The following is a 19,838-nucleotide window of genomic DNA, read 5'->3' on the forward strand; positions in this document are numbered from 1 at the left end:
TTTCTATTACTTTTTGTCAAATCCCCGTTTTGCCAACCGTTCGAACCAAATCGGACACATTGCGTACAGTTTCCCGCCTAAGTCCATCCACCACGGGGCGTTGACTTCGCGTTTCGACTGTTCAAACGCTGAGACGACCCGCTGTGCCAACTGATCTGGGTCGAGCATGATACGACGCACACTCTGTTCATAGCGACCCGTCTTGTCAGCCCGGTCAAAGAACGGCGTGTTGATCGGACCAGGATTGACTGTCAGTACGTGGACACCTGCCGGCTTCAGCTCGAGCCGGAGCGCGTTTGAAAACTGGAGCAACGCTGCTTTCGATCCGGCGTACACGGCCGACTTCGGGGTCGGCACTTTGGCAGCTTGCGAGCAGACGTTTATGATCGTCCCGCCTCGCTTCATCCGGCGCCCACAGTCACGCGACATCACCATCGGTGCGATCGCGTTCAAGCGCATCGTCTCTTCGATGACGTCCGTCGTTTGATCAACGACCCGGTCAAACTCACCGACGCCGGCGTTGTTGACCCAACCGTCGATTGGTCCATGTTTCCGTACGACATCGTCGACGAGCGTCTCGTAACTTGTCACGACATCCGCGATCATCCAGTCTGCAGACAGTTTCGTCCCGAGCTCTCGAAGGCGTGTCTCGTTTCTGGCAATTAACGTCAGCTTATAGCCCGCTGCCGAAAAAGAATGCGCCAAAGCGGCACCAAAGCCGCTCGACGCACCCGTGATCACGATATGTCTCATTCCATTGCTCCCTCCACTCTCACATAAATCCATTTGCCATCGGCTAACTGCTTGACGACATGACCGCGTTCCTCGAGCAATGTCAACCGCGCGAACACTTCGCTGAAGACGAGCGGCATCGCTCGGCGCATCTTCCGCCCGTACAGCCGCATCGACCAATCGAACACACTCAAGCCGTCGGCCCAGTCGTTCAGCAGCTGCTCGCTCCGTTCATAGCGTTGACTGATCCTTGATTCGATGAGTACCCGCGGATGCTGAATCGGATTGCCGTGTCCGCTCACGACAAGCTTAATATCAAGCGCCTGTAACTTTCTAAGCGAATCGAGATAAAGTAAGACCGGTGACGCAAACCCTTCGTCCTCATACGGTTGTTCGATCAACGGGTTCGGTTCGACCGCATCGATCAAATGATCACCGGCGATCAAGACGCCGCCCGGCCCGAGCAGTCCGAGTTGATCGCTCGCGTGTCCCGGTAGATGAATCGTCTTCCAAGCCCCGTCGCTCGTCACGTCTTGTCCTTCTTCGAACGTCATCGTGACGGTCGTCGGACCGATCCAACGTAGCGCCTCCCGGTAGTCCGGCAACTTGGTGATGATCGACTCCGGTGCCCCAAACCAATGAGCCAGTTCATATAAGAAGTGATTGCCTTTTTTAATAAAGTTCGGTGTCTGTTCCAAATAACGAACGAGCTTCTCGTGACCATAGACTGGAATCGAGACATCCCGCAGCCGCCAAGCTTGACCGGCATGGTCAGCATGATGGTGCGTTAAAAATAGAAAATCGATGTCCGCGAGCGTCAGTTCGAGTTCAGCCAATTCGTCGTTCAAGGACGCCCATGCCTCTTCCGTATCTGGCCCACAGTCGACCATGAAAAACCGGCCCCCATGCTCTACGATGTATACGTTCACGTTACCGACCTCAAACGGTGTCGGAATATCGAGTCTTGCCAGTTGACTTGAAATCCAGTTCGCCACGTCCACACAACCCCTTCCACCTATCTTCATTCATTATACCTGTCAGAATGAAGGGATTTCAATGGCACAAAAAAAGGAGGGGATGTCTCCCCTCCAATCGTTTATAAGTTGATGACGGTCACTTTATCACGTGTCATCGTTTCAAGACTGCGTCCAATCCCTTGGACACCGAGACCTGATTGTTTCACACCGATGAACGGGAAGTGGTCAGGACCGCGTTCCGTTCGACCGTTGACTTGGACCGTACCGACTTCGAGCTTGTCGGCGACCGTGAACGCACTGTTCACGTTTTGCGTGAACACGCTCGCTTGAAGACCGAACTCTGACTCGTTCGTCAGTTCGATCATCTCGTCGAGTGAGCTGACCCGGATGATCGGAAGAACAGGTCCGAACGGTTCTTCCCAAGCGACACGCATCTCACGCGTGACGTGGTCGAGCAGCGTCGGGTGGAGCAGGTTGCCATCGCGTTCGTTGCCGTGGACGACCGTCGCACGCTTGTTGACGGCGTCGTCGATCAAGCCTTGAACATAGTCAGCCGACTTCTTGTCGATGAGCGGGACGATGAAGCTGTTGTCAACCGGCGAACCGACCGTGAGTTTCTCGACGCGCTGTTTCAACATGGCGACGAGTTCGTCCGCTTGATCTTCGAGCACGAAGACGCGTTTGATCGCTGTGCAACGCTGACCCGAGTAAGAGAACGCACCGCTGACGATTTGATCCGCCGCAAGCGTCATGTCCGCGTCTTCTAAGACGAGCGCCGGGTCTTTGCCGCCGAGCTCTAAGACGACCGGGACCATCGATGCCTGTTGTGACAAATGTTGACCGGTTCCTGTACCGCCTGTGAATGTGATCATGTCGACACCTGGGTGCGACGTCAAGTAGTCGCCGATGACCGAACCGCGACCCGTCACGAGGTTCAACAATCCGCTCGGAAGACCGGCGTCTTGCAGTGCCTCGACCATTTTGACGCCACTGATCGCACCTTGCGTCGCCGGTTTGAAGACGACCGCGTTCCCCGTAATAAGGGCCGGGGCGATTTTAGCAGCGGCTAAGTTGACCGGATAGTTGAACGGTGAGATCGCGAGAACGACACCGAGTGCCTCTTTTTTGATGATCGCCATTTTGTTCTTTGATCCGCCCGGGAACGAATCGCCTTGCATGAATCCACCTGTGAAACGAAGTCCTTCCTCAGCCGTATAACGAATAATCTCAGCTGTGCGGACGACTTCTTTTTTCGCGTCGTTCAAGTTCTTCCCAACTTCGCGCATGATGATTTGACCGATCTCATCGACGCGCTCTTCGAGTTTGTCCGCCCATGCGTACAACAGCTCGGCGCGCTTGTTGACCGGAAGCGCCGCCCACTCTTGTTGTGCACGTTTGGCACCGTGAATCGCCTCGTCGACTTCGTCGCGCGACATCGCTTGGACGTGTCCGACGATTTCTTCTGTATAAGGTGAAACGAGTTCGATCGTTTCATTTGTTGTTGATTCTTGCCATTGCCCGTTAATTAAATATGGATACGTGTTCATACTCATAATCTCTATCTGCCTCCTGAGTAAGCTGTGATATCTCGTTGCCACCCTCATTGTATGCAAAATCAATTCCGTTGAACAACTATAAAGATTCAGTTTGTGTAATGTAAGCGGTTACTCAATGACTTTTCGTGATTTTTGACCCGACTTTGACACTTTTCAACTGAAGACTTTGGTCGATTTGACCGATAGAAAGGAAGAGAGAACGCGATATAGGAGGGACCACCATTGAGCATGGATCATAATATTTTACTTGAAGCAGGTACGAACGAGTTAGAAATCGTCATTTTCCAGTCAGGCCCGTTTATTTTCGGGATTAACGTCATGAAGGTTCGCGAGATCATCACGATGCTTCCACTTACCCCGTTACCCGGAACGCCTGAGGCGATCATGGGATTGATCGAATTGCGCGGCGAAGTCATGACGGTCATCGATCTCCCGATGGTCATCGGTCATCCTCGTGAAGCCGGAGACGGGGACCGCTTGATCGTCTGTGAGTTTAACGGCGAGAAATCAGTGCTCCGGGTCGACCAAGTGACGGAGATCAAGCGCATCTCATGGGAACAGATCGACACACCGTCAGATCTTGCCCGCGGTGTCCAAGGCATCACGAACGGCGTCGTCAAAACAGGAGACCAAATGATCATTCTTCTCGACTATGAGCGCATCGCTCTCGAGTTGTCACGAAAAGACATCATGGCTCGTGAATCCGTCAAACGACTCGGTGCAAGGGAACGCTCGAACAAACAAGTGTGGATCGCAGAAGATTCGGAGATGCTCCGCACCTTGATCATCGACACGCTCGACGATGCAGGCTACTTCAACACGACAATCTTCAACAACGGGAAAGAAGCGCTTGATGCGTTCGAGCAAGATGGTGTCGAATGCGATCTGCTCATCACCGATATCGAGATGCCACAAATGGACGGATTGCATTTGACGAGACGACTACGCGAAATGGACCGCTACGCGGCGTTGCCGATCGTAATTTTCTCGTCACTCATCTCAGACGACTTGAAACATAAAGGCGATGCCGTCGGCGCGAACGCACAAATCACGAAGCCTGAAATCGGCATGTTGATTGCGACGCTCGATGAGTTTTTAGCCAAATGACAAACCGAGGGGCCGCAAAATTGCGGCCCCTCTTTCATTACACCAATCGATTGAAATAGGCGTCCCATTCGACAGCGAACCGTTGCATTTGACGCTCGATGTCCTCAAGCACCGGTTCAAGGTTCTCGACTTCGTTCGTCTCACCGGCGAGTTCAAGTTGTTGGAAACGCGACGCCGTCTCGTCAAGTCCGACCGAATAAGAGGCTCCCTTTAACAAGTGGGCGAGTTGTTCGATTTGTTCATGATCTTTCGTCTCGACCACGCGCTTTAATTCAGGAAACTTCGCCTCGAACTGCGCGACGTAAGTCTCGGCAATCTTTTTCAGAAAATCTTTATTTCCACTTGCGATTTGATGGAGCTCTGCTAATTTATCTTCGTTAAACAGAGCGTTTTGGGGTGTTTGAGTCATCTCCATCCCTCCTTCTACTCATTCCTTCTGACATTCTAACTCACTGTAGGATGTTTTCGAGAGAAAACAAAAAATCTCCTTCTTTGCGATTGCACTCTCCTACTCGCCTACCTATAATAAAGTTGAGCTAAGGTAGGAGGAAGATTATGCTAACGATTTACCGTACCGACGCATCTGGTCGCGTTCACGAGATCGAAGACTTTGACAAAGGAAGCTGGATCCAACTCGTCAACCCGACGAAAGACGAGGCCGATCAAGTCATTGCCGCCTCCGGCATTCCTGAAGACTTCGTGTATGACCCACTTGATATCGAAGAAAAGCCGCGTTTTGAGAAAGATGACGAAGGCCTGCTCATGATCATTGACGTTCCATACGTTGAAGAAGACGATACGGGACGTGCCTATAATACGATCCCACTCGGTATCATCGTCACGGGACGACATTTCATCACCGTCTGTTCGCGTGACCTCGATGTACTCAACTTGTTCGCTAACGGCAAAGCCCGCTTGTTCCGGACAAACTATCGTAGCCGGTTCGTCTTCCAGATTTTGCACCGAGTCAGCATGACGTACTTGCGGTTCCTTCGCCAGATCGACCGGCGAATGGAAGAGCTAGAGCAAGAACTTCAACGTTCGATGCGAAATCAGGAAATTTTCCAGTTGATGAACTTACAGAAGTCGCTCGTCTACTTCATGACATCGCTCAAAGCGAATGACAGCGTCCTCGACCGCATCGTCAAGACGCCGAGTCTTGAGAAGCATGAAGAGGACGAAGACTTGTTAGAAGACGTATTCGTCGAGCATCGTCAGGCGATGGAGATGGCCTCGATTTATAACGACATCATCAGCATTAAGATGGATGCGTTCGGGTCGATCATCTCGAACAACGTCAACTTCGTCATGAAGTTCTTGGCGTCGATCACGATCGTGCTCAGCATTCCGACGATGATTTCCGGGATCTTTGGGATGAACGTCCAAGTCCCGTTCGAAGGTCAATCAATCGGTTTCGTGTTCGCACTTGCCATGATGGTCGGTTTTTCGAGTCTCGCCTTTTATATTTTATGGCGGAAACGTTATTTCTAGACAAAAGGATGAAATCGTCATGAGCGACGGTCTCATCCTTTTGTCGTTTAAGTTAGCTTTACCGTGACGAGGCACAAGTCGTCGTCAATCTCGATTTTCGGGACGAGCCGTTCGGCAACGTGACGGGCATAATCTAAGCCGTACGTGGCGATGTCTTTTTCAAGCCAACGGATGCCGTCATCGATGTCTTTGCTATAACATTCCATCAGTCCGTCCGTGTACATATGCAGGACCATACCTGGCGTGATCTTGATTTCTTTCGATTCATAATTCGGTTCCTCGAACATGCCGACCGGCACCCCAGTCGTCTCGAGACGAGTCATCCCTTCCGGAGACGTCACGATCACAGGCGGATGGCCGGCATTGACATACTCGATGCGTTGATTCGTCGTATCGATGTAACAATAGACGGCCGTGAAATAACTTTGCATATCGTCGCCTGAAAACAGGAACGTCATCTGTCGGTTCAGTTCGGTCATGACGTCGACCGGGTACTGGACGTTGGCGACAAGGCCTGGCAAGATCGAGCGGATTCCCATCGTGATCAAGGCTGAAGACACGCCGTGACCCATCACGTCGAAAATGATGACACCGTAACGATCAGGCGCGACTTGGAACCAGGCGTACATGTCACCCGCCAATTTTTTAGATGGCAGGTACAGCGCCCGCATATCGATTTCCGCGCTACTGATTGGTGGGGTCAGTGCGCTCTGCTGAATCTTTTGGGCCAAATCCAGGTCATATTGGAGACGAGCCTCATATTTTTTCCGTTCATCGACGGCCGCTTTGTAACGGAGCGCCGAGCGAATCCGGGCGAGGAGTTCGGTGATTTTGATCGGCTTCGTCGTATAGTCGGACGCTTCAGCATCTAGCCCTTCGGCAATTTGCTTCTCTTCGGTCCGGCCCGACACCATGATTACCGGCAGTTCTTCATATCCTGTCATTTGTCGAATCCGTTTGCACGTTTCAATCCCTGAGATGCCGGGCATCTCGACATCGAGCAGGACGAGGTCATACAGCGACGGGGCTTGCGGGTCCATGAGGAGCGCGAGAGCATCTTCACCACTTGAGACCGAGACCGTCTCATAATCGTGTTGATGCAATAATTGTTCGAGAACCATCGTATTGACCGGTTCGTCGTCGACAATCAAAATCGCCATAGTCATCCCTACCTTCTCTGTCAGTGTTCTTCTATATGTTATTGTATCATATCTAATCAAGAGACCAACCATTTCAAACCTGTAACAGTTGTGAGAGGCTCAAACATGGAGAACGTCTCAGCTTTTTGTCATACTAAAAGAAAGAAAGCGAGGAATGCGCCATGGGATGGATATTTGCCGTAAGTGGATTGATCATTTTGCTCGTCTTGATCGCCTCTGTCGTCGTCATCCAAAAAGGATACGCCTACAAAGACAACAAAGATGACATCGTTCTCGACTACGATGAGATTAATCGTCGCATCACCGAACAAGATCAGCAGGACAAATAGAGCCATCCACGACGGATGGCTCTATTTTTATCAAAATTAGGCGAGAATACGCCCACTTCTAAACGACGAACATCCAGGGCAAGTCTCAACTTCCTGAGGTGTCGATCGTCGGCAACCGGCTCAAGCTGCCGAAGTTGAAGTGGGTCCGGTTCGCCAACTCGAAGCAGGTCGAGGGCCGTATCTTGAACGCCACGATCCGACGTAACGCCTCAGGCAAATACTTCGTCTCCCTCCTCGTCGAGCAGGAAATCGACGAACTGCCGAAGACCGGCTCAACCGTCGGCGTCGACGTCGGGCTCAAGAACTTCGCCATCCTGTCCGACGGCACGGTGTACCAAAACGACCGCTACTTTCGCACGCTCGAGAAGAAACTGGCACGTGAGCAGCGCAAGCTCTCCCGTCGTCGGCTCATCGCCCTGAACCGGAACATCAAGCTGTCGGAGGCGAAGAACTATCAGAAACAGAAACGGAAGGTCGCCTGCATCCATGAGAAGATCGCCAACAAGCGCACCGACTTCCTGCACAAGGTATCGACCGAGATCGTCAAAAACCACGACATTATCGGCATCGAGACCTTGCAGGTGAAGAACATGCAGAAGAACCGCGCGCTCAGCAAGTCCATCTCGGTGGTGAGTTGGTCGGAGTTCTTCCGCATGCTCGAATACAAGGCGGACTGGTACGGCAAGACCGTCGTGAAGGTCGGGAAGACCTTCGCCTCGAGCCAGCTCTGTTCGAGTTGCGGTCATCGACACAAAGACGTGAAGCATCTTGGTCTGCGTGAGTGGACATGCCCGGGCTGCGGGACCCACCACGACCGCGATGTGAACGCAGGACTGAACCTCAAACGAGAGGCTCGGCGTATCTTCGCCTCTTCAACCGTCGGGACGACGGGGCTAGCCTGATCAGGTTTCGACTGTTAGGTCGGATAACTCAGGAATCCTCCCCCTCTAAGCGAAGCGTAGGTGGGGGTAGTTCAATTGAACTCGAAGCGTATCGCCCCTTTTTCAAGATAGAGCGTGGCCTCAAACGTCTTGTCGCCTTTTTTGAACGCATGAACATTTGACTGCCCGCCGTTGATCATCTGTTTCAGTTCATCTTTCGCGAGTCCGACACCGAGCACTTGTTTTGACACGGTGAATTTGCACCCTTCGCGGTAGCCGCTGCAACCGATGAACTTCGGATGCTCGACGAGTCCTTTTCCACAGCTCGGACAGACGCCAAACGACGCTTTTGGCCGCGAGGCAGATTTCTTCCCGAATCGTCTCGGTTCAATCGTATAGCCTTCCGGATTCGCCGCCGCGACTCTCGCTTTGGCTTCTTCGACGAGATGAATCGACATCTTTTTCGCCTGGTCGATGAATTCGGCCGCAGACGCAGACGCCTGTCCGATCTCATGGAGCCGCTTCTCCCATTTCGCGGTCATGGCCGGCGAGGCGAGAATGCTGTCGCCGAGCACATCGATTAACAGACGGCCTTTATCGGTCGGAACGAGCTCTTTCTTTTGAAGTTCAACATAACCCCGCTTCTTCAAGCCGTCGATTATGTTCGCCCGAGTCGCTTCCGTGCCGAGCCCCTCGACTTCTTTCATGATATGGATCAGTTCCTCGTCGTCGAGCTGTTTCCCGGCGACTTTCATCGCCATGATGAGCGCGCCTTCCGTATACCGTTTTGGAGGCTCTGTCTGTTTCGATAACACTTCGACTTTCTTTTCAGTCAACGGCTCACCGGTTGTCAGCACCGGAAGCTCGACGTCTTTTGACTTCATCTCGACGACTTGACGGTACCCGGGGCTGACAACGACCGTCCCTTTTGCCCGGTATAAGTCTTCCCCGTCCATCAAGTCGACGGTCGTCTTCTCGAGTTTGGCCGAGGGGGCGAACGCCGCCAGAAAGCGGCGGTTGATCAAGTCATACAGTTTCGCCTCATCCCCGCTAAGTCGACCCACATCGCCGCACGCTTCGGTCGGAATGATCGCATAGTGATCGCTCACTTTTTTCGCGTTGACGTAGCGGCTGTTCCGGGACGGGTTCTCGGTCAACACGTCAGCGAGTCCAGCATATGCCGCAGACTTCAACAGCCGTGCTTTCGTCTGCGGGAACAGCGTCGCCTCGTCGGGCGTGACGAAACTAGAATCTGTCCGCGGATAACTGATCCACCCTTTCGTATACAACTTTTGGGCGATATCGAGCGTCTTCTTCGCCCCGAAGCCGAACCGTTTGCCGGCCTCGGCCTGGAGACCCGATAAGCTGAACCAGAACGGTGGGTGTTCCGTCTTGTCTTCCTTATCAATCGACCGCACGACCGCCGTTCCGGTCGATCGGTCGACGACGGCGTCAGCTTGTTCACGCGTCTTCAGTTTCGTCGTCTTTCCAAGTGTGTATTTCGCTTTGAACGTGCCCCGTCCTTTTTGGAGCGTCGCTTCGACCTCGAAGTACGCCTCCGGGACGAACTGTTTGATCTCGCGCTCTCGATTGACGATCAAGGCGAGCGTCGGTGTCTGGACGCGGCCGAGTGAGAACACGTCTTCGATGCCAATCGTCTTCAAGAGCGTCGTATATGCGCGCGATGCGTTCATACCGACGAGCCAGTCGGCACAGGCACGACTCATCGCCTCATGGTAATACGGAATCGTCTGCTCTCCCGGCAACAGCTGCGCGAAGCCGCGGTCGACCGCCTGCTCGGTCAAACTCGAGATCCATAAGCGCTCGAGCGGTTTTTTGTTGCCGGCAAGGCGCAAGATGAGACGAACGATCGCCTCTCCTTCCCGCTCGGCGTCAGAAGCGATGATGACGTCCGTGATCGAGCGGTCGTGGAGCCATTTTTTGATTGTCTGGAACGGCTTCGACTTGCCCTTCGAGATGCGATAGTCGAACCGGTCTGGGACAATCGGAAGTGATTCATACTTCCAAGACTTCCACTCCGGGCGGTAGTGGGACGGCTCTTGGAGTTCACATAAGTGGCCGACTGCCCAGACGACGATGGCACCTTCCGGGAAACGAGGGCATGCCGCGATTTCAATCTCGTCTTTTCTCTTTTTTGATGGATACGGCGCCGCCAGCTTTTGTGCCTGCGACGGTTTCTCCGCAATGATTAATCTCATGTGATCCCTACTTTCGTTGTCGTTCGAACGATCTCGTCGGAACGACACTTTCGAAAAAGAATGTTTTTTCTCGTATGTTTCATTATATCATTAGAGGAATATGTACAAAACCAAAGGGGGATGCCTGTTGTCTTATTTAATTTTATTTGCCGCCGTCTTTTTCCTGTCGACGAGCGTCTTGTTCGTCAAATGGACGTCCGCTCCGGCGGAGACGGCCGCTTTCTACCGCATGCTGTTCTCGAGCCTCATGTTGTTACCGTTTCTCGATTACCGCTCGCTCTTCTCGTTACGCTCGAACACCCGCTACGCGATCTTGCTCAGCGGGACGCTCCTCGCCTTCCATTTCTGGCTCTGGTTTTTATCGCTCGACTACACGACCGTCGCGAGTTCGACGTTGTTCGTGACGTCGAGCCCGATTTTCGTCCTCATCGGGAACGCCCTGTTCTTTAAAAAACATCCGACCCGAAAAGGTTTGGCATTTGCACTCGTCGCCGTCCTCGGCGGCATGCTCGTCGCGGCCGGTGATATCCAAATCGGTCGCGACGCGCTCTACGGGGATGTGCTCGCGCTTCTCGCCGCCTTGTTGATCGCCGGCTACTGGCTCGTCGGTCAACACATTCGGACCGAGATGAAGACGAACGACTACTCGTTCAGCGTCTATTTTGTCGCCACGTTCGTTCTCGGTTTCATGTTGCTCGTTCGGGACACGACGTTCGTCGGCTTCGAAGGAGTGAATTGGTGGTATTTCATCGCCCTCGCCTTCTTCCCGACGCTCCTCGGCCATAACTTGTTCAACTACGCCCTCGCCCGCGTCAGTGCGACCGTCGTCAGCATCACCATTCTCGGCGAGGCGCTCTGGGGCATGCTATTCGGCTTCGTCTTCTTCGAGGAACGGCTCGGCGTGATGCAATGGATCGGCGCGGCCGTTTTGCTCGGTGGGATTTACTTGTTCCTAAAAGAAGACGCCCGTTCAACAAGAACGGACGTCGTTTCATAAATTGGTCGCTTTCGCTTTCGCTTCCACCTCATCTTCTGACGGACGGAACAGCAGTTTCCGGTCCCAAATCGCCATGCCGATCGCTGTCAGGAAGGTCAAGCCGTCGGCGATTGGGAAGGCGAGCCACACACCGAACACACCGAAGAAGTTCGGTAAGATAAACACGAGCGGAATCGTATAAAGCGTCTGCCGAGACAACGACAAGAACATCGCGACCCGGGCTTTCCCGAGTGATTGATAGATGCCGTTGACGAGCATTTGGACGCTCGTTAAGAACGAGACAGCGAACAGGACATGAATCGCCGTCACCCCGCCAGCAATCAAGTTCGCGTCGGACGTGAACATGCGCATGAGCGGTTCTGGGAACAGCTGGAGCGTCAGCCAGATGAAGACCGCAATCGCGATCCCAGCCCGTAGCGCCGTCCAAATCGTCTCGCGCATCCGCTCGAACTGTCGCGCCCCGAAGTTATAGCCGACTATCGGTTGCATGCCTTGGACGATGCCCATGATCGGCATTCCGACGAGCGCCATGAACTTATTCAAAATGGCGAACGTGGCCAATTCTTGGGTCCCACCATACGTCCCGAGCATGATGTTGACGAAGACGAACAAGATCGATTGCGACACCATCATGACGAACGAGGATGACCCGATTGCCATAATCTCCTTCAATTCGCCGAACCGCAGCCGAAACTTCCGCCATTGGAAGTCGAGCTCGGTTCGGCGATTTTTTGCGAAAAAGAAGCGTAACATGAGCACCGACCCGACGACTTGAGCGAGTGCCGTCGACCAGGCCGCCCCGTAAATACCCCATCCGAACGTGAAGATGAACAGCGGCGTCGACACCAAGTTGACGACGACGGTCGTGAGCATCACTTTCATCTGATAAGGTGCCTGTCCTTCGGCCCGTACCATCGCGCTCGCCGCGAGCGTGAACATGAAGAACGGCGAACTGATCAGCGTGACCGATAAGTATTGACGACTCAATTCCATGATCTCCGACGTCGCCCCGAACACGGTCAAGATCGAATCGAGCATGAAGATGGCCGAACTGACCGCGAACGCGGCGAACACACCAACGAGCACGAGCACGTTCATGAACGTGACGGCGGCACCGGCGTCGTCTCCTTTGCCGAGTTTCCGCGAACTGATCGAGGCCCCGCCGAGACCGACCGCACTCGAGACGGCCATCAGAATCATTTGAATCGGGAACGCGATCCCGATCGCGGCCACGGCAGCAGGGCCGATGCCACGCGAGACGAAAATCGTGTCAATTATATTATAGAGCGCCGTCACCAGCATACCGATCATCGCCGGCAGCGACAGCTTGAACAGCAGGCGTCCGATCGGATCGGTCCGGAGTTGCTCCGTGTTCTGATTCATCCTTCCATCCCCTTTTTCGTATATGTTAATAGGGTAGCAAGATTGGATGGAACGGTCGACTATGTTGCCTTGCCGGATGTGTCAACGGGCACTTGAAGCGGGAACTTTCACTGCTGCCACTTTTCGTTTTCGCATGATGAAGTCGGTCGCGACAGGTTGATCGACTTTGACGCGTACCGTCATCATCGCCTGGTTCGCCGTCTCGAGCGGCATCCCGGTCTCATCGAACAACTCGTCGATCCGTTGCGTGAAGCGGACGAACCCGGGACCAAAGAATTCGACTTCTTCTCCGCGGCGGAAATGGTTACGCTGCTCGAGCGTCGCCATGCCCGTCGACGCTTCATACGAGATGACGCGCGCTGCGAACGCATATTGCGGGATGGCGCGCGGCTTGCCGAACAGTTGCTCTTTCTCGGTCGGGATGCCGTAATAGAACCCGCTCGCGAGCTCTCGTTGCGCTGCTTTCCAAATCTCTTCTTCCCATGCCGGGTCGAAGACGAATCCTTCAGGATCCCCGCAGTAGGCGTCGATGACTTGACGATAGACGTTACAGACGGTCGCTACGTAATGGATCGATTTCATCCGTCCCTCGACTTTCAAGCTATCGACGCCGGCATCGACCAAATCGGGTATGTGCCGGACCATCGCAAGATCGACCGAACTCATCGAGAACGGTTCCTCATCGCGCGCTGCCATGTCGTCTGTCAACAGCTCATCCGCCTCGAAGAAGCCGTATTTCCAGCGGCACGACTGGGCACAGCCGCCGCGGTTCGCATCGCGGAGCGCCATATGGTTCGACAGCGTGCAACGTCCCGAGTAGGAGATACACATCGCGCCATGGACGAACGCCTCGATCTCGACGTCGACTTGACGTTTCATCTCTTTGATCTCTTCCATCGACACTTCACGGGCGAGGACGATTCGCTCTAGCCCTTCCTCTTGCCAAAAACGGAGCGTCTCGTAGTTCGTCGCCGACGCCTGCGTCGATAAATGGACCGGAAGACCGGGCGCGTCCGTTAGACAGACCTCGATCATGGCCGGGTCCGAGACGATGACGGCGTCGATGCCGATGTCACGGAGTCGACAGAAGAAATCGCCCGCGCCATCGATATCCCCTTCATGGGTCACCATGTTCGCGGCGACATACACTTTCGCCCCGCGCTCGTGCGCGAATGCGACGCCTTCAGTCATCTCCTCGTATCCGAAGTTGCCGGCCCGCGAGCGGAGCCCGAACTGTTGACCACCGATAAAGACCGCATCGGCCCCGTAAAGAATCGCCATCTTTAATTTTTCTAAGTTTCCTGCCGGAGCTAGTAGTTCTGGACGTTTTTTCATCTTGATCCCCTCACTTGATCTCTTCTGGATTTCGTAACAGCAGTCCGGTCCCAAGCCGGAATTGTTCAGGTTGGAGTTCGGCGAGACGCCGTTCCATGAGCGTGCGGTCGAACTGGCCATTCAACAAATCGGACCGGGCTTTGTCGAACAGACGGACGATGTCGACGAACGCGTCCCCGGCATGCCATCCTTCGAGTTTCCACGTATGCAGTCCGCCTTTTAAGAGCACCGGCAATTGACCCATGAGCGTCAAATCTTCGGAGAAGACGTGCGTCCCATTGTCGTCTTGGTAGACGGGATAGCGACTGTCCGCATCAGACGGTTCGCTCATATAGTACTCGCGCGCTTCCGCGTCCCCTCTCGACCGACCGATCTCATTGAAATAGTTCGTCAATAGCGGTCGTTTCGAGTGATGGATACATGTTGGTCCGTACACTTGAACCTCGACGGGGAGCCCGATCCGCTGTTGAATCATCCCAAGTTCGGTCAGTGTCACTTCACGGGCCGCGACCGCCCCGATGGCGTCGCGCTTACCCCAAAATTGAATGTGTCGCGCCGACGTGACGAGCGTTTGAGCATCGTACCAATAGGGGATATTGGCATTACGGATCAAGCGGATGGCACCTGGATCGCCCGCCGTCACACTGTCGATCCCGATTTGCTTGAGCGCGTGTAAATAATCCGGCAACGCCTCGATTTGATCGTTATGCATCAAATTGTTGACGGCAACCGTCACTTCTTTGCCGTAACGATGGGCGAGCGCTGTGACTTCTCTCACAGCCGGTAACGACCAGTCACCTTTATGGCGTAAACCAAACGTCGACTCTCCGATATATAGACGGTCTGTCCCCGCCATGATCAGCGCCTCTGCTTGTTCGACGCTTTGTGCTGTAGTAACTAGCTGAATCATCATCTGTTTTTTCTCCTGACTTTGTGAGTCTAATCACATATTCTTGATATACTTTAGCACACGTTCAAGCGTGTCGACGAAGCAGGAATTTAACAACTGGTGAAGAAATCAGTAACAATGTATGACTTTTTAATTGAAGGAGTGGACGATTTTGACAAAAACAGCCTTGATTACCGGTGCCTCGACTGGCATCGGCCTAGATCTCGCCGTCTTAGCGGCCCGAGATGGATTTGACTGTATTCTCGTAGCTCGTAGCGAGCCACGGTTACATGAACTCAAAAAAGTGCTTGAAAAACGATACACGATTAACGTGCACGTATTCGCACTCGACCTGTCTGAACACAACGCCGTGAAACGGTTGACGAACGCGATTGACGACGCCGGGCTCACGGTCGATTTTTTAATCAATAACGCTGGTTTCGGTACGGCTGGCGAGTTTATCGAGCTCGATGCGGAAACCGAGGCCGAAGAGGTCCGGTTGAACGTCAACGCCTTGACCGAGTTGACGAAAGCGTACTTGCCTGACATGGTCGCCCGCAATCACGGCTATGTCTTAAATGTCGCCTCTGTCGCCGCATTCCAGCCGGGACCGTATATGGCCGTCTATTACGCGACGAAAGCGTACGTCTTATCACTCACAGAAGCGCTCCATGCCGAGACGAAAGGCACAGGCGTAAACGTCAGCGTCCTTTGCCCGGGTCCGACCGACACCGGTTTCTTTAACCGGGCCGGCAGCGAAATGATGGTATCGAAAATGCCGTCTCATCTCGTCGCTTTCTTCGGTTATAAGGGCGTCATGAAAAATAAACGGGTCATCATCCCGGGCTTGTCGAACCAAGCGCTCGTCGGACTCGCGAAAATTATGCCGCGAGCTGTCAGTCTCGAAATTTTACGTCGATTCCAAAAACCGACAGATGCCTCGGTCGAACAGCTCCCGACATCTTGAACCTAAAAAAGCAGAGCGACTCAAACGTTTGAGTCGCTCTGCTTTTTTAGATTGAGGAATCAGCCGCCATGGCGTGACAGCTGAATCAGACGTCGAATAAAGATAAAAGCTGGTATAACCGTCATGAGCGCCGTCGTGACGACGAGAGACCAGGCGAACACAGCTTCAAGTGTCGCCGCTCGGGCTCGCATCTCCTCGAGAAGATTGACGTTTTGAACGGACAAGACGATCATCAGTGCCGGCCAGACGCTCGAAGCGAGGATGCTCAACATCGCGTATCGTGTCCGAATGAGCCGACGCGACATCAAGAAGATATTGACGGCCATAAACAATAGTCCGATGAAGAGGAACAAACCGATTTCATACATATTGACGTATCCGCCCATGCTCAACCACCTCACTCGAGTAGTACTCATGTTTACCCGTCTTCTCGGACAAATATGCGAACGAATAAATCATGTAGGACGATCAAAAAGAAGACGTTTGCGATTCCGTGCGCCAAATCGAACGGCAAGCTAAGGATGAGCAATTTGATAAAGTCGGCTCCAATCACTTCCGCGAACGACAAGTTCGTCGTCCAGCCGAATAAAAAACCAGAGCCGAGCCCGATTGACCAAAGTAACATGCGCGACCGCAACAAGATCGGTCGTAACAAGTAAACGAGCGTGATCACGAGCAACCAACCGAGAAACTGATACAAAACGAACGGACCGAGGCCGAGTAAAAGTCCCGATAGAAGCGGGACGAATAAAGCGAGCATGCCTGCACTCGTCCATCCAAAATAGAGCGCGGTCAGCATCAATAGTGCGGTCGTCGGTTGCACGTTCGGGATGGCCATGAAAAGCCACCGTCCGATGACGGCGAGCGCGAGAAGCTGTGTCAATACGGAAATAGGTGACTTCGTCCGCTCAAACTTCGACAAAAGTGCGAATGCGGTTATGAGGGCGAGGACGTAAGTGACCATAACGTACTCCGATCCACGTACTGTTCGCGCGTGCCGTCAAACACGACCGCTCCGCTCGCCATACATAAGACATGACCTGCCGCCGCAATCAAGCGTTCATCGTGGGTCGCACATAAAACACGCGCCGTCTCGGCTTTTTGTACGATTGCCGCAACGAAGGCGTCGCGTTCGTTCTCCGACAGTCCGACCGTCGGCTCGTCGAGGACGATGAGTGACGACGTGGACGCGAGTACCGCCTGCAACTGTTCGACCCGTCGATTCAACGCTTTTGGGAACGGCCCGTACTCGGGGTCTGCCGGAAGATAGAGCGGCCGCTCTGATAACTTCACTTTCCCGTATAGCGGACGCAGACTCTTCGCCATCAGTTCTAGGAGTGTCGACTTGCCACTGCCGTTCGTCCCGATGCACACCGTTAACCCTGGTCCGTCAGACCGGTACGACACGTGTTCGATCGCGTAGGTGGGTTGCAACGGATGACGATAGGAAACGTCTTTGACGTTAATCGATGCTTCACTAGACGACTTTACGACCGTGAACGCATGTGTTGCACCGCCTTCACGCGACCGGTCCGTATAAGCGACGCTAATCCCGAGCTGTCCTAGCCGCCGAAGCAGCATCGACAAGTGTTCGCTTCGGAATCGATCGAGATAACGGAACGGCTCGATGAGAACGAGCGCATCGGGATTTTCGCCGAGCACGTGAGCGATTCGAACGAGTTGTTGTTCTCCGCTCGAACATTCATCAAATCGTTTTTTGGACAGATGATCGATTTGCAAGAGAGCTGCCAGTTCGGCGCCGCGCATCGCATCATCACCGGCGAGCAGTGAGGCGACCGAACCGGCGAGCGGGTCATCGAGATTGACGATATGGGCCCGCTCTGAAGCGACCCACTCCTCAATTTGCTGACGTCCGTGCTCTGAGGATAACCAACGCATCTCGCACCCCTCCTTTCGTCAAATACGGGTAAAGCAACCAGATGAGTGGTGACCACTTAAGCGCCGCCACAAAGCAACTAAACAGAATGAACAGATGAACGAGATCATCGCCTTGGAATGAACGTAGGCGCGGCAACGCGTAAACGGGTTCACGGCGCTGGCTGTCAATCCCGACGACGATCGCTTCTCGCCAGTCTTGTCGCTGGTGACTGCGGAGCGACAAACGGATGGCCCGTTCCATGGACGGGACGAGCGCCCAAGCACCGTACAGCAACCGAGTCGATTGCGGAAAGCGTCGCAAGAGCGGCAATAGCCGTTCTAATCTCATGAAACGGCTCGCCCAAACCATTCCGAATAAAAACGTCGCCAAGCGGACAATTTGGTCGCTGAGCGCACGGATGGAGACGTCCCACTGGAGCAAGATCGGTGCGAGCGAGATCAGCGCGAACGCGACAAGCAGACCGAGCATCGCGACGGGAAAGCGCCGCTCCAACAGTAACAACAAGACCAGCCCGGCGAGCAGACTTAACGAACCGTTCACATGGATCAAGACGTACAGATGGACGAGTAGAAAGAAAAGGAGCGTGACAGCATGTCTACGCTCCCAATCCGCCTCATTCGAAGAAAGAAATCGCATCTTCTTCAAACCGCCATTGGATGATGTCGGTGGACTCGACTTCTTTTGCAGCCGCCCCTTCATCGCCAGGGCTTCCGTTAAAGGCGTACACCCAACCAGATGACTGACCGGCCGATTTTTCTTGAATCCCGTCGATTGCCGTGACGTAGGTCATCTCCCCGCTTCCGACCGAATCAATCGGCAATTCTGTCGCCTTGAGGGCATCGAGCACTGTCGAACCATCCTCTAGGCAGACACTTTTCTCATGGTACAACGTCTCTTCTGTCGACGCGTCGTAAACGGAAATCGTCGGTTCGACGTCACAAGACTCACTTTGTCCGTTCGATGTCTCTTCTCCAGCACAAGCTGCCAATAAAGGTATCATCATACCCATGATGAGCAATTTTTTCATTGATCCGTCAAATCCTCTCGTTGGTGGATAGAGTAGTTGTAAAGAATCGTATATTTTTCGCCTGTTGTTCTGCCTTCACGGGTCAAACCGGTCAATTGAATACTGTTGGCGAGCACAGGTTCCCGCTGAAGCCAGAATTTGACGATTCGTCCGTCCCGGTTGATCATGAGCATCGCTTCGTTCTCGAACGTGTACATGTCGTACAGTCCGTCAAATGAGAGCTGCAAGAGCGGTGCCTCGACTTGTTTGGCAAAGTCTTCCCACGCTGTCCCCCGTACGGCTTCGATCACGTGTTCGAAGTCGACGAGCTTCTCGAAAAAGGCTCGGCCGGAACCTTTGTTCATCTCATCGACTTGGCGATACTCAAGTTCCCCTGAGTCGTCATAGTTGATGCGGATTTGCTGGAACGAGCTGCTGCGTTCGACCATGAGCAAATACTCGAGTGACTGCAGTTCACCGTCCCGGTCGACGATCATCTTGCTACGATCGAGCTTGATCACCTCGCCGTTGATCCGGCGTAAAATCGTATCTGTCATCCGGTCGAACGACTCGTCTTGCACCGACACCGGCCCGATTTGTTGAGATTCGGCCCGGAATTCGGATTGGTCGAACAAAGGTACGAACAGTAAAACGATGAAGAAGAAGAAGCCGACGAGTGCCCCGTACCATTTATACCGGCTGTTTCGTTTTGGAAAGAACAAGAATGACATCAAAAATCCGATTGGGATATGAAACCCGCCGATCGGAAACGAAACGATTCCGAGCAACGAGTAGAATAAGAACTTGGCGAAAAAGTTCGGTTCTGGCTCTTTCAACTGATTCAATCTTACACCTAGCAACAGGCTGATGACGATGAAACCTAGCCAAACGTATAGTTGTATTGTCACA

The 19,838-nt window shown here is 53.5% G+C and carries 20 protein-coding genes and 1 pseudogene; 6 read left to right on the forward strand and 15 right to left on the reverse strand.

What is annotated here, in order from left to right:
* Positions 1–6: 6 nt before the first annotated feature.
* From EVJ32_RS11180 to EVJ32_RS11190, 3 genes are all read right to left on the reverse strand, one after another.
* Positions 7–753, reverse strand: coding sequence for an SDR family NAD(P)-dependent oxidoreductase (locus EVJ32_RS11180; RefSeq protein WP_236639510.1), 747 nt, complete (start codon positions 751–753; stop codon positions 7–9).
* Positions 750–1,727, reverse strand: coding sequence for an MBL fold metallo-hydrolase (locus EVJ32_RS11185; RefSeq protein WP_236639511.1), 978 nt, complete (start codon positions 1,725–1,727; stop codon positions 750–752). Before EVJ32_RS11185 ends, EVJ32_RS11180 begins: the two co-directional genes overlap by 4 nt.
* A gap of 101 nt (positions 1,728–1,828) precedes the next feature.
* On the reverse strand, positions 1,829–3,265 hold the full coding sequence (locus tag EVJ32_RS11190; RefSeq protein ID WP_131458497.1) for an NADP-dependent glyceraldehyde-3-phosphate dehydrogenase: 1,437 nt from the start codon (positions 3,263–3,265) through the stop codon (positions 1,829–1,831).
* A 228-nt stretch (positions 3,266–3,493) separates the two neighbouring features.
* Here EVJ32_RS11190 and EVJ32_RS11195 point away from each other — a divergent pair, with 228 nt between their 5' ends.
* Positions 3,494–4,372, forward strand: coding sequence for a chemotaxis protein CheV (locus tag EVJ32_RS11195; protein WP_131458499.1), 879 nt, complete (start codon positions 3,494–3,496; stop codon positions 4,370–4,372).
* A gap of 37 nt (positions 4,373–4,409) precedes the next feature.
* Here the strand turns inward: EVJ32_RS11195 and EVJ32_RS11200 are convergent, their stop codons facing one another.
* Positions 4,410–4,781, reverse strand: a complete 372-nt coding sequence (locus EVJ32_RS11200; protein WP_236634051.1) for an Hpt domain-containing protein — start codon at positions 4,779–4,781, stop codon at positions 4,410–4,412.
* Between the two features lie 146 nt (positions 4,782–4,927).
* Between EVJ32_RS11200 and EVJ32_RS11205 the strand changes: the two genes are divergently transcribed.
* Positions 4,928–5,863, forward strand: coding sequence for a magnesium transporter CorA family protein (locus EVJ32_RS11205; protein WP_070327095.1), 936 nt, complete (start codon positions 4,928–4,930; stop codon positions 5,861–5,863).
* A 47-nt stretch (positions 5,864–5,910) separates the two neighbouring features.
* Here EVJ32_RS11205 and EVJ32_RS11210 read toward each other — a convergent pair whose 3' ends face one another.
* Entirely contained in the window at positions 5,911–7,023 is a 1,113-nt protein-coding gene (locus EVJ32_RS11210) for a PP2C family protein-serine/threonine phosphatase (protein ID WP_070327094.1), read from the reverse strand.
* Positions 7,024–7,184: 161 nt separating this feature from the next.
* Between EVJ32_RS11210 and ytzI the strand changes: the two genes are divergently transcribed.
* Positions 7,185–7,352 (forward strand): YtzI protein, encoded by a 168-nt coding sequence (gene ytzI, locus EVJ32_RS11215; protein ID WP_131458459.1) that lies wholly within the window; start codon positions 7,185–7,187, stop codon positions 7,350–7,352.
* Between the two features lie 65 nt (positions 7,353–7,417).
* A pseudogene (locus tag EVJ32_RS11220) lies at positions 7,418–8,254 on the forward strand (RNA-guided endonuclease TnpB family protein); the annotation flags it as partial.
* Positions 8,255–8,325: 71 nt separating this feature from the next.
* Here the strand turns inward: EVJ32_RS11220 and EVJ32_RS11225 are convergent.
* Positions 8,326–10,452 carry a DNA topoisomerase III gene (locus EVJ32_RS11225; RefSeq protein WP_131458461.1) on the reverse strand — a complete coding sequence of 709 codons (2,127 nt, stop codon included), beginning with the start codon at positions 10,450–10,452 and terminating at the stop codon, positions 8,326–8,328.
* Positions 10,453–10,579: 127 nt separating this feature from the next.
* Here EVJ32_RS11225 and EVJ32_RS11230 point away from each other — a divergent pair, with 127 nt between their 5' ends.
* Positions 10,580–11,449: a DMT family transporter gene (locus EVJ32_RS11230; protein WP_236634050.1), complete on the forward strand. Its 870-nt coding sequence runs from the start codon at positions 10,580–10,582 to the stop codon at positions 11,447–11,449.
* On the opposite strand, the gene EVJ32_RS11235 is transcribed toward EVJ32_RS11230, so the two are convergent.
* From EVJ32_RS11235 to EVJ32_RS11245, 3 genes are all read right to left on the reverse strand, one after another.
* Positions 11,444–12,832: an MATE family efflux transporter gene (locus EVJ32_RS11235; RefSeq protein ID WP_131458465.1), complete on the reverse strand. Its 1,389-nt coding sequence runs from the start codon at positions 12,830–12,832 to the stop codon at positions 11,444–11,446. The genes EVJ32_RS11230 and EVJ32_RS11235 overlap by 6 nt on opposite strands.
* An 81-nt stretch (positions 12,833–12,913) precedes the next feature.
* Positions 12,914–14,167 carry a peptidase U32 family protein gene (locus EVJ32_RS11240; RefSeq protein WP_131458467.1) on the reverse strand — a complete coding sequence of 418 codons (1,254 nt, stop codon included), beginning with the start codon at positions 14,165–14,167 and terminating at the stop codon, positions 12,914–12,916.
* 10 nt (positions 14,168–14,177) lie between these two features.
* Positions 14,178–15,080 (reverse strand): peptidase U32 family protein, encoded by a 903-nt coding sequence (locus EVJ32_RS11245; protein ID WP_131458469.1) that lies wholly within the window; start codon positions 15,078–15,080, stop codon positions 14,178–14,180.
* Positions 15,081–15,225: 145 nt separating this feature from the next.
* Here EVJ32_RS11245 and EVJ32_RS11250 point away from each other — a divergent pair, with 145 nt between their 5' ends.
* A complete protein-coding gene (locus EVJ32_RS11250; RefSeq protein ID WP_070327908.1) occupies positions 15,226–16,023 on the forward strand; it encodes an SDR family NAD(P)-dependent oxidoreductase in 798 nt (265 codons plus the stop codon).
* A gap of 59 nt (positions 16,024–16,082) precedes the next feature.
* On the opposite strand, the gene EVJ32_RS11255 is transcribed toward EVJ32_RS11250, so the two are convergent.
* The 6 genes from EVJ32_RS11255 to EVJ32_RS11280 are packed head-to-tail and all read right to left on the reverse strand — an operon-like array spanning position 16,083 to position 19,837.
* Complete coding sequence (locus tag EVJ32_RS11255; protein WP_236634049.1) at positions 16,083–16,424, reverse strand: hypothetical protein; 342 nt, start codon at positions 16,422–16,424, stop codon at positions 16,083–16,085.
* A 17-nt stretch (positions 16,425–16,441) separates the two neighbouring features.
* Positions 16,442–16,987, reverse strand: coding sequence for a hypothetical protein (locus EVJ32_RS11260; protein WP_131458471.1), 546 nt, complete (start codon positions 16,985–16,987; stop codon positions 16,442–16,444).
* Positions 16,960–17,922, reverse strand: coding sequence for an ATP-binding cassette domain-containing protein (locus tag EVJ32_RS11265; protein ID WP_131458473.1), 963 nt, complete (start codon positions 17,920–17,922; stop codon positions 16,960–16,962). Before EVJ32_RS11265 ends, EVJ32_RS11260 begins: the two co-directional genes overlap by 28 nt.
* Positions 17,882–18,559, reverse strand: a complete 678-nt coding sequence (locus EVJ32_RS11270; protein WP_070327086.1) for a hypothetical protein — start codon at positions 18,557–18,559, stop codon at positions 17,882–17,884. The genes EVJ32_RS11265 and EVJ32_RS11270 overlap by 41 nt, the downstream gene beginning before the upstream one ends.
* Positions 18,537–18,950: a DUF4430 domain-containing protein gene (locus tag EVJ32_RS11275; RefSeq protein ID WP_071397690.1), complete on the reverse strand. Its 414-nt coding sequence runs from the start codon at positions 18,948–18,950 to the stop codon at positions 18,537–18,539. Before EVJ32_RS11275 ends, EVJ32_RS11270 begins: the two co-directional genes overlap by 23 nt.
* On the reverse strand, positions 18,947–19,837 hold the full coding sequence (locus tag EVJ32_RS11280) for a hypothetical protein (RefSeq protein WP_070327084.1): 891 nt from the start codon (positions 19,835–19,837) through the stop codon (positions 18,947–18,949). Before EVJ32_RS11280 ends, EVJ32_RS11275 begins: the two co-directional genes overlap by 4 nt.
* Between the last annotated feature and the right edge of the window lies 1 nt (position 19,838).

Origin of the sequence: Exiguobacterium sp. SH5S4 (assembly GCF_004337045.1) — a bacterium.
GTDB classification, from domain to species: domain Bacteria; phylum Bacillota; class Bacilli; order Exiguobacteriales; family Exiguobacteriaceae; genus Exiguobacterium; species Exiguobacterium aurantiacum_A.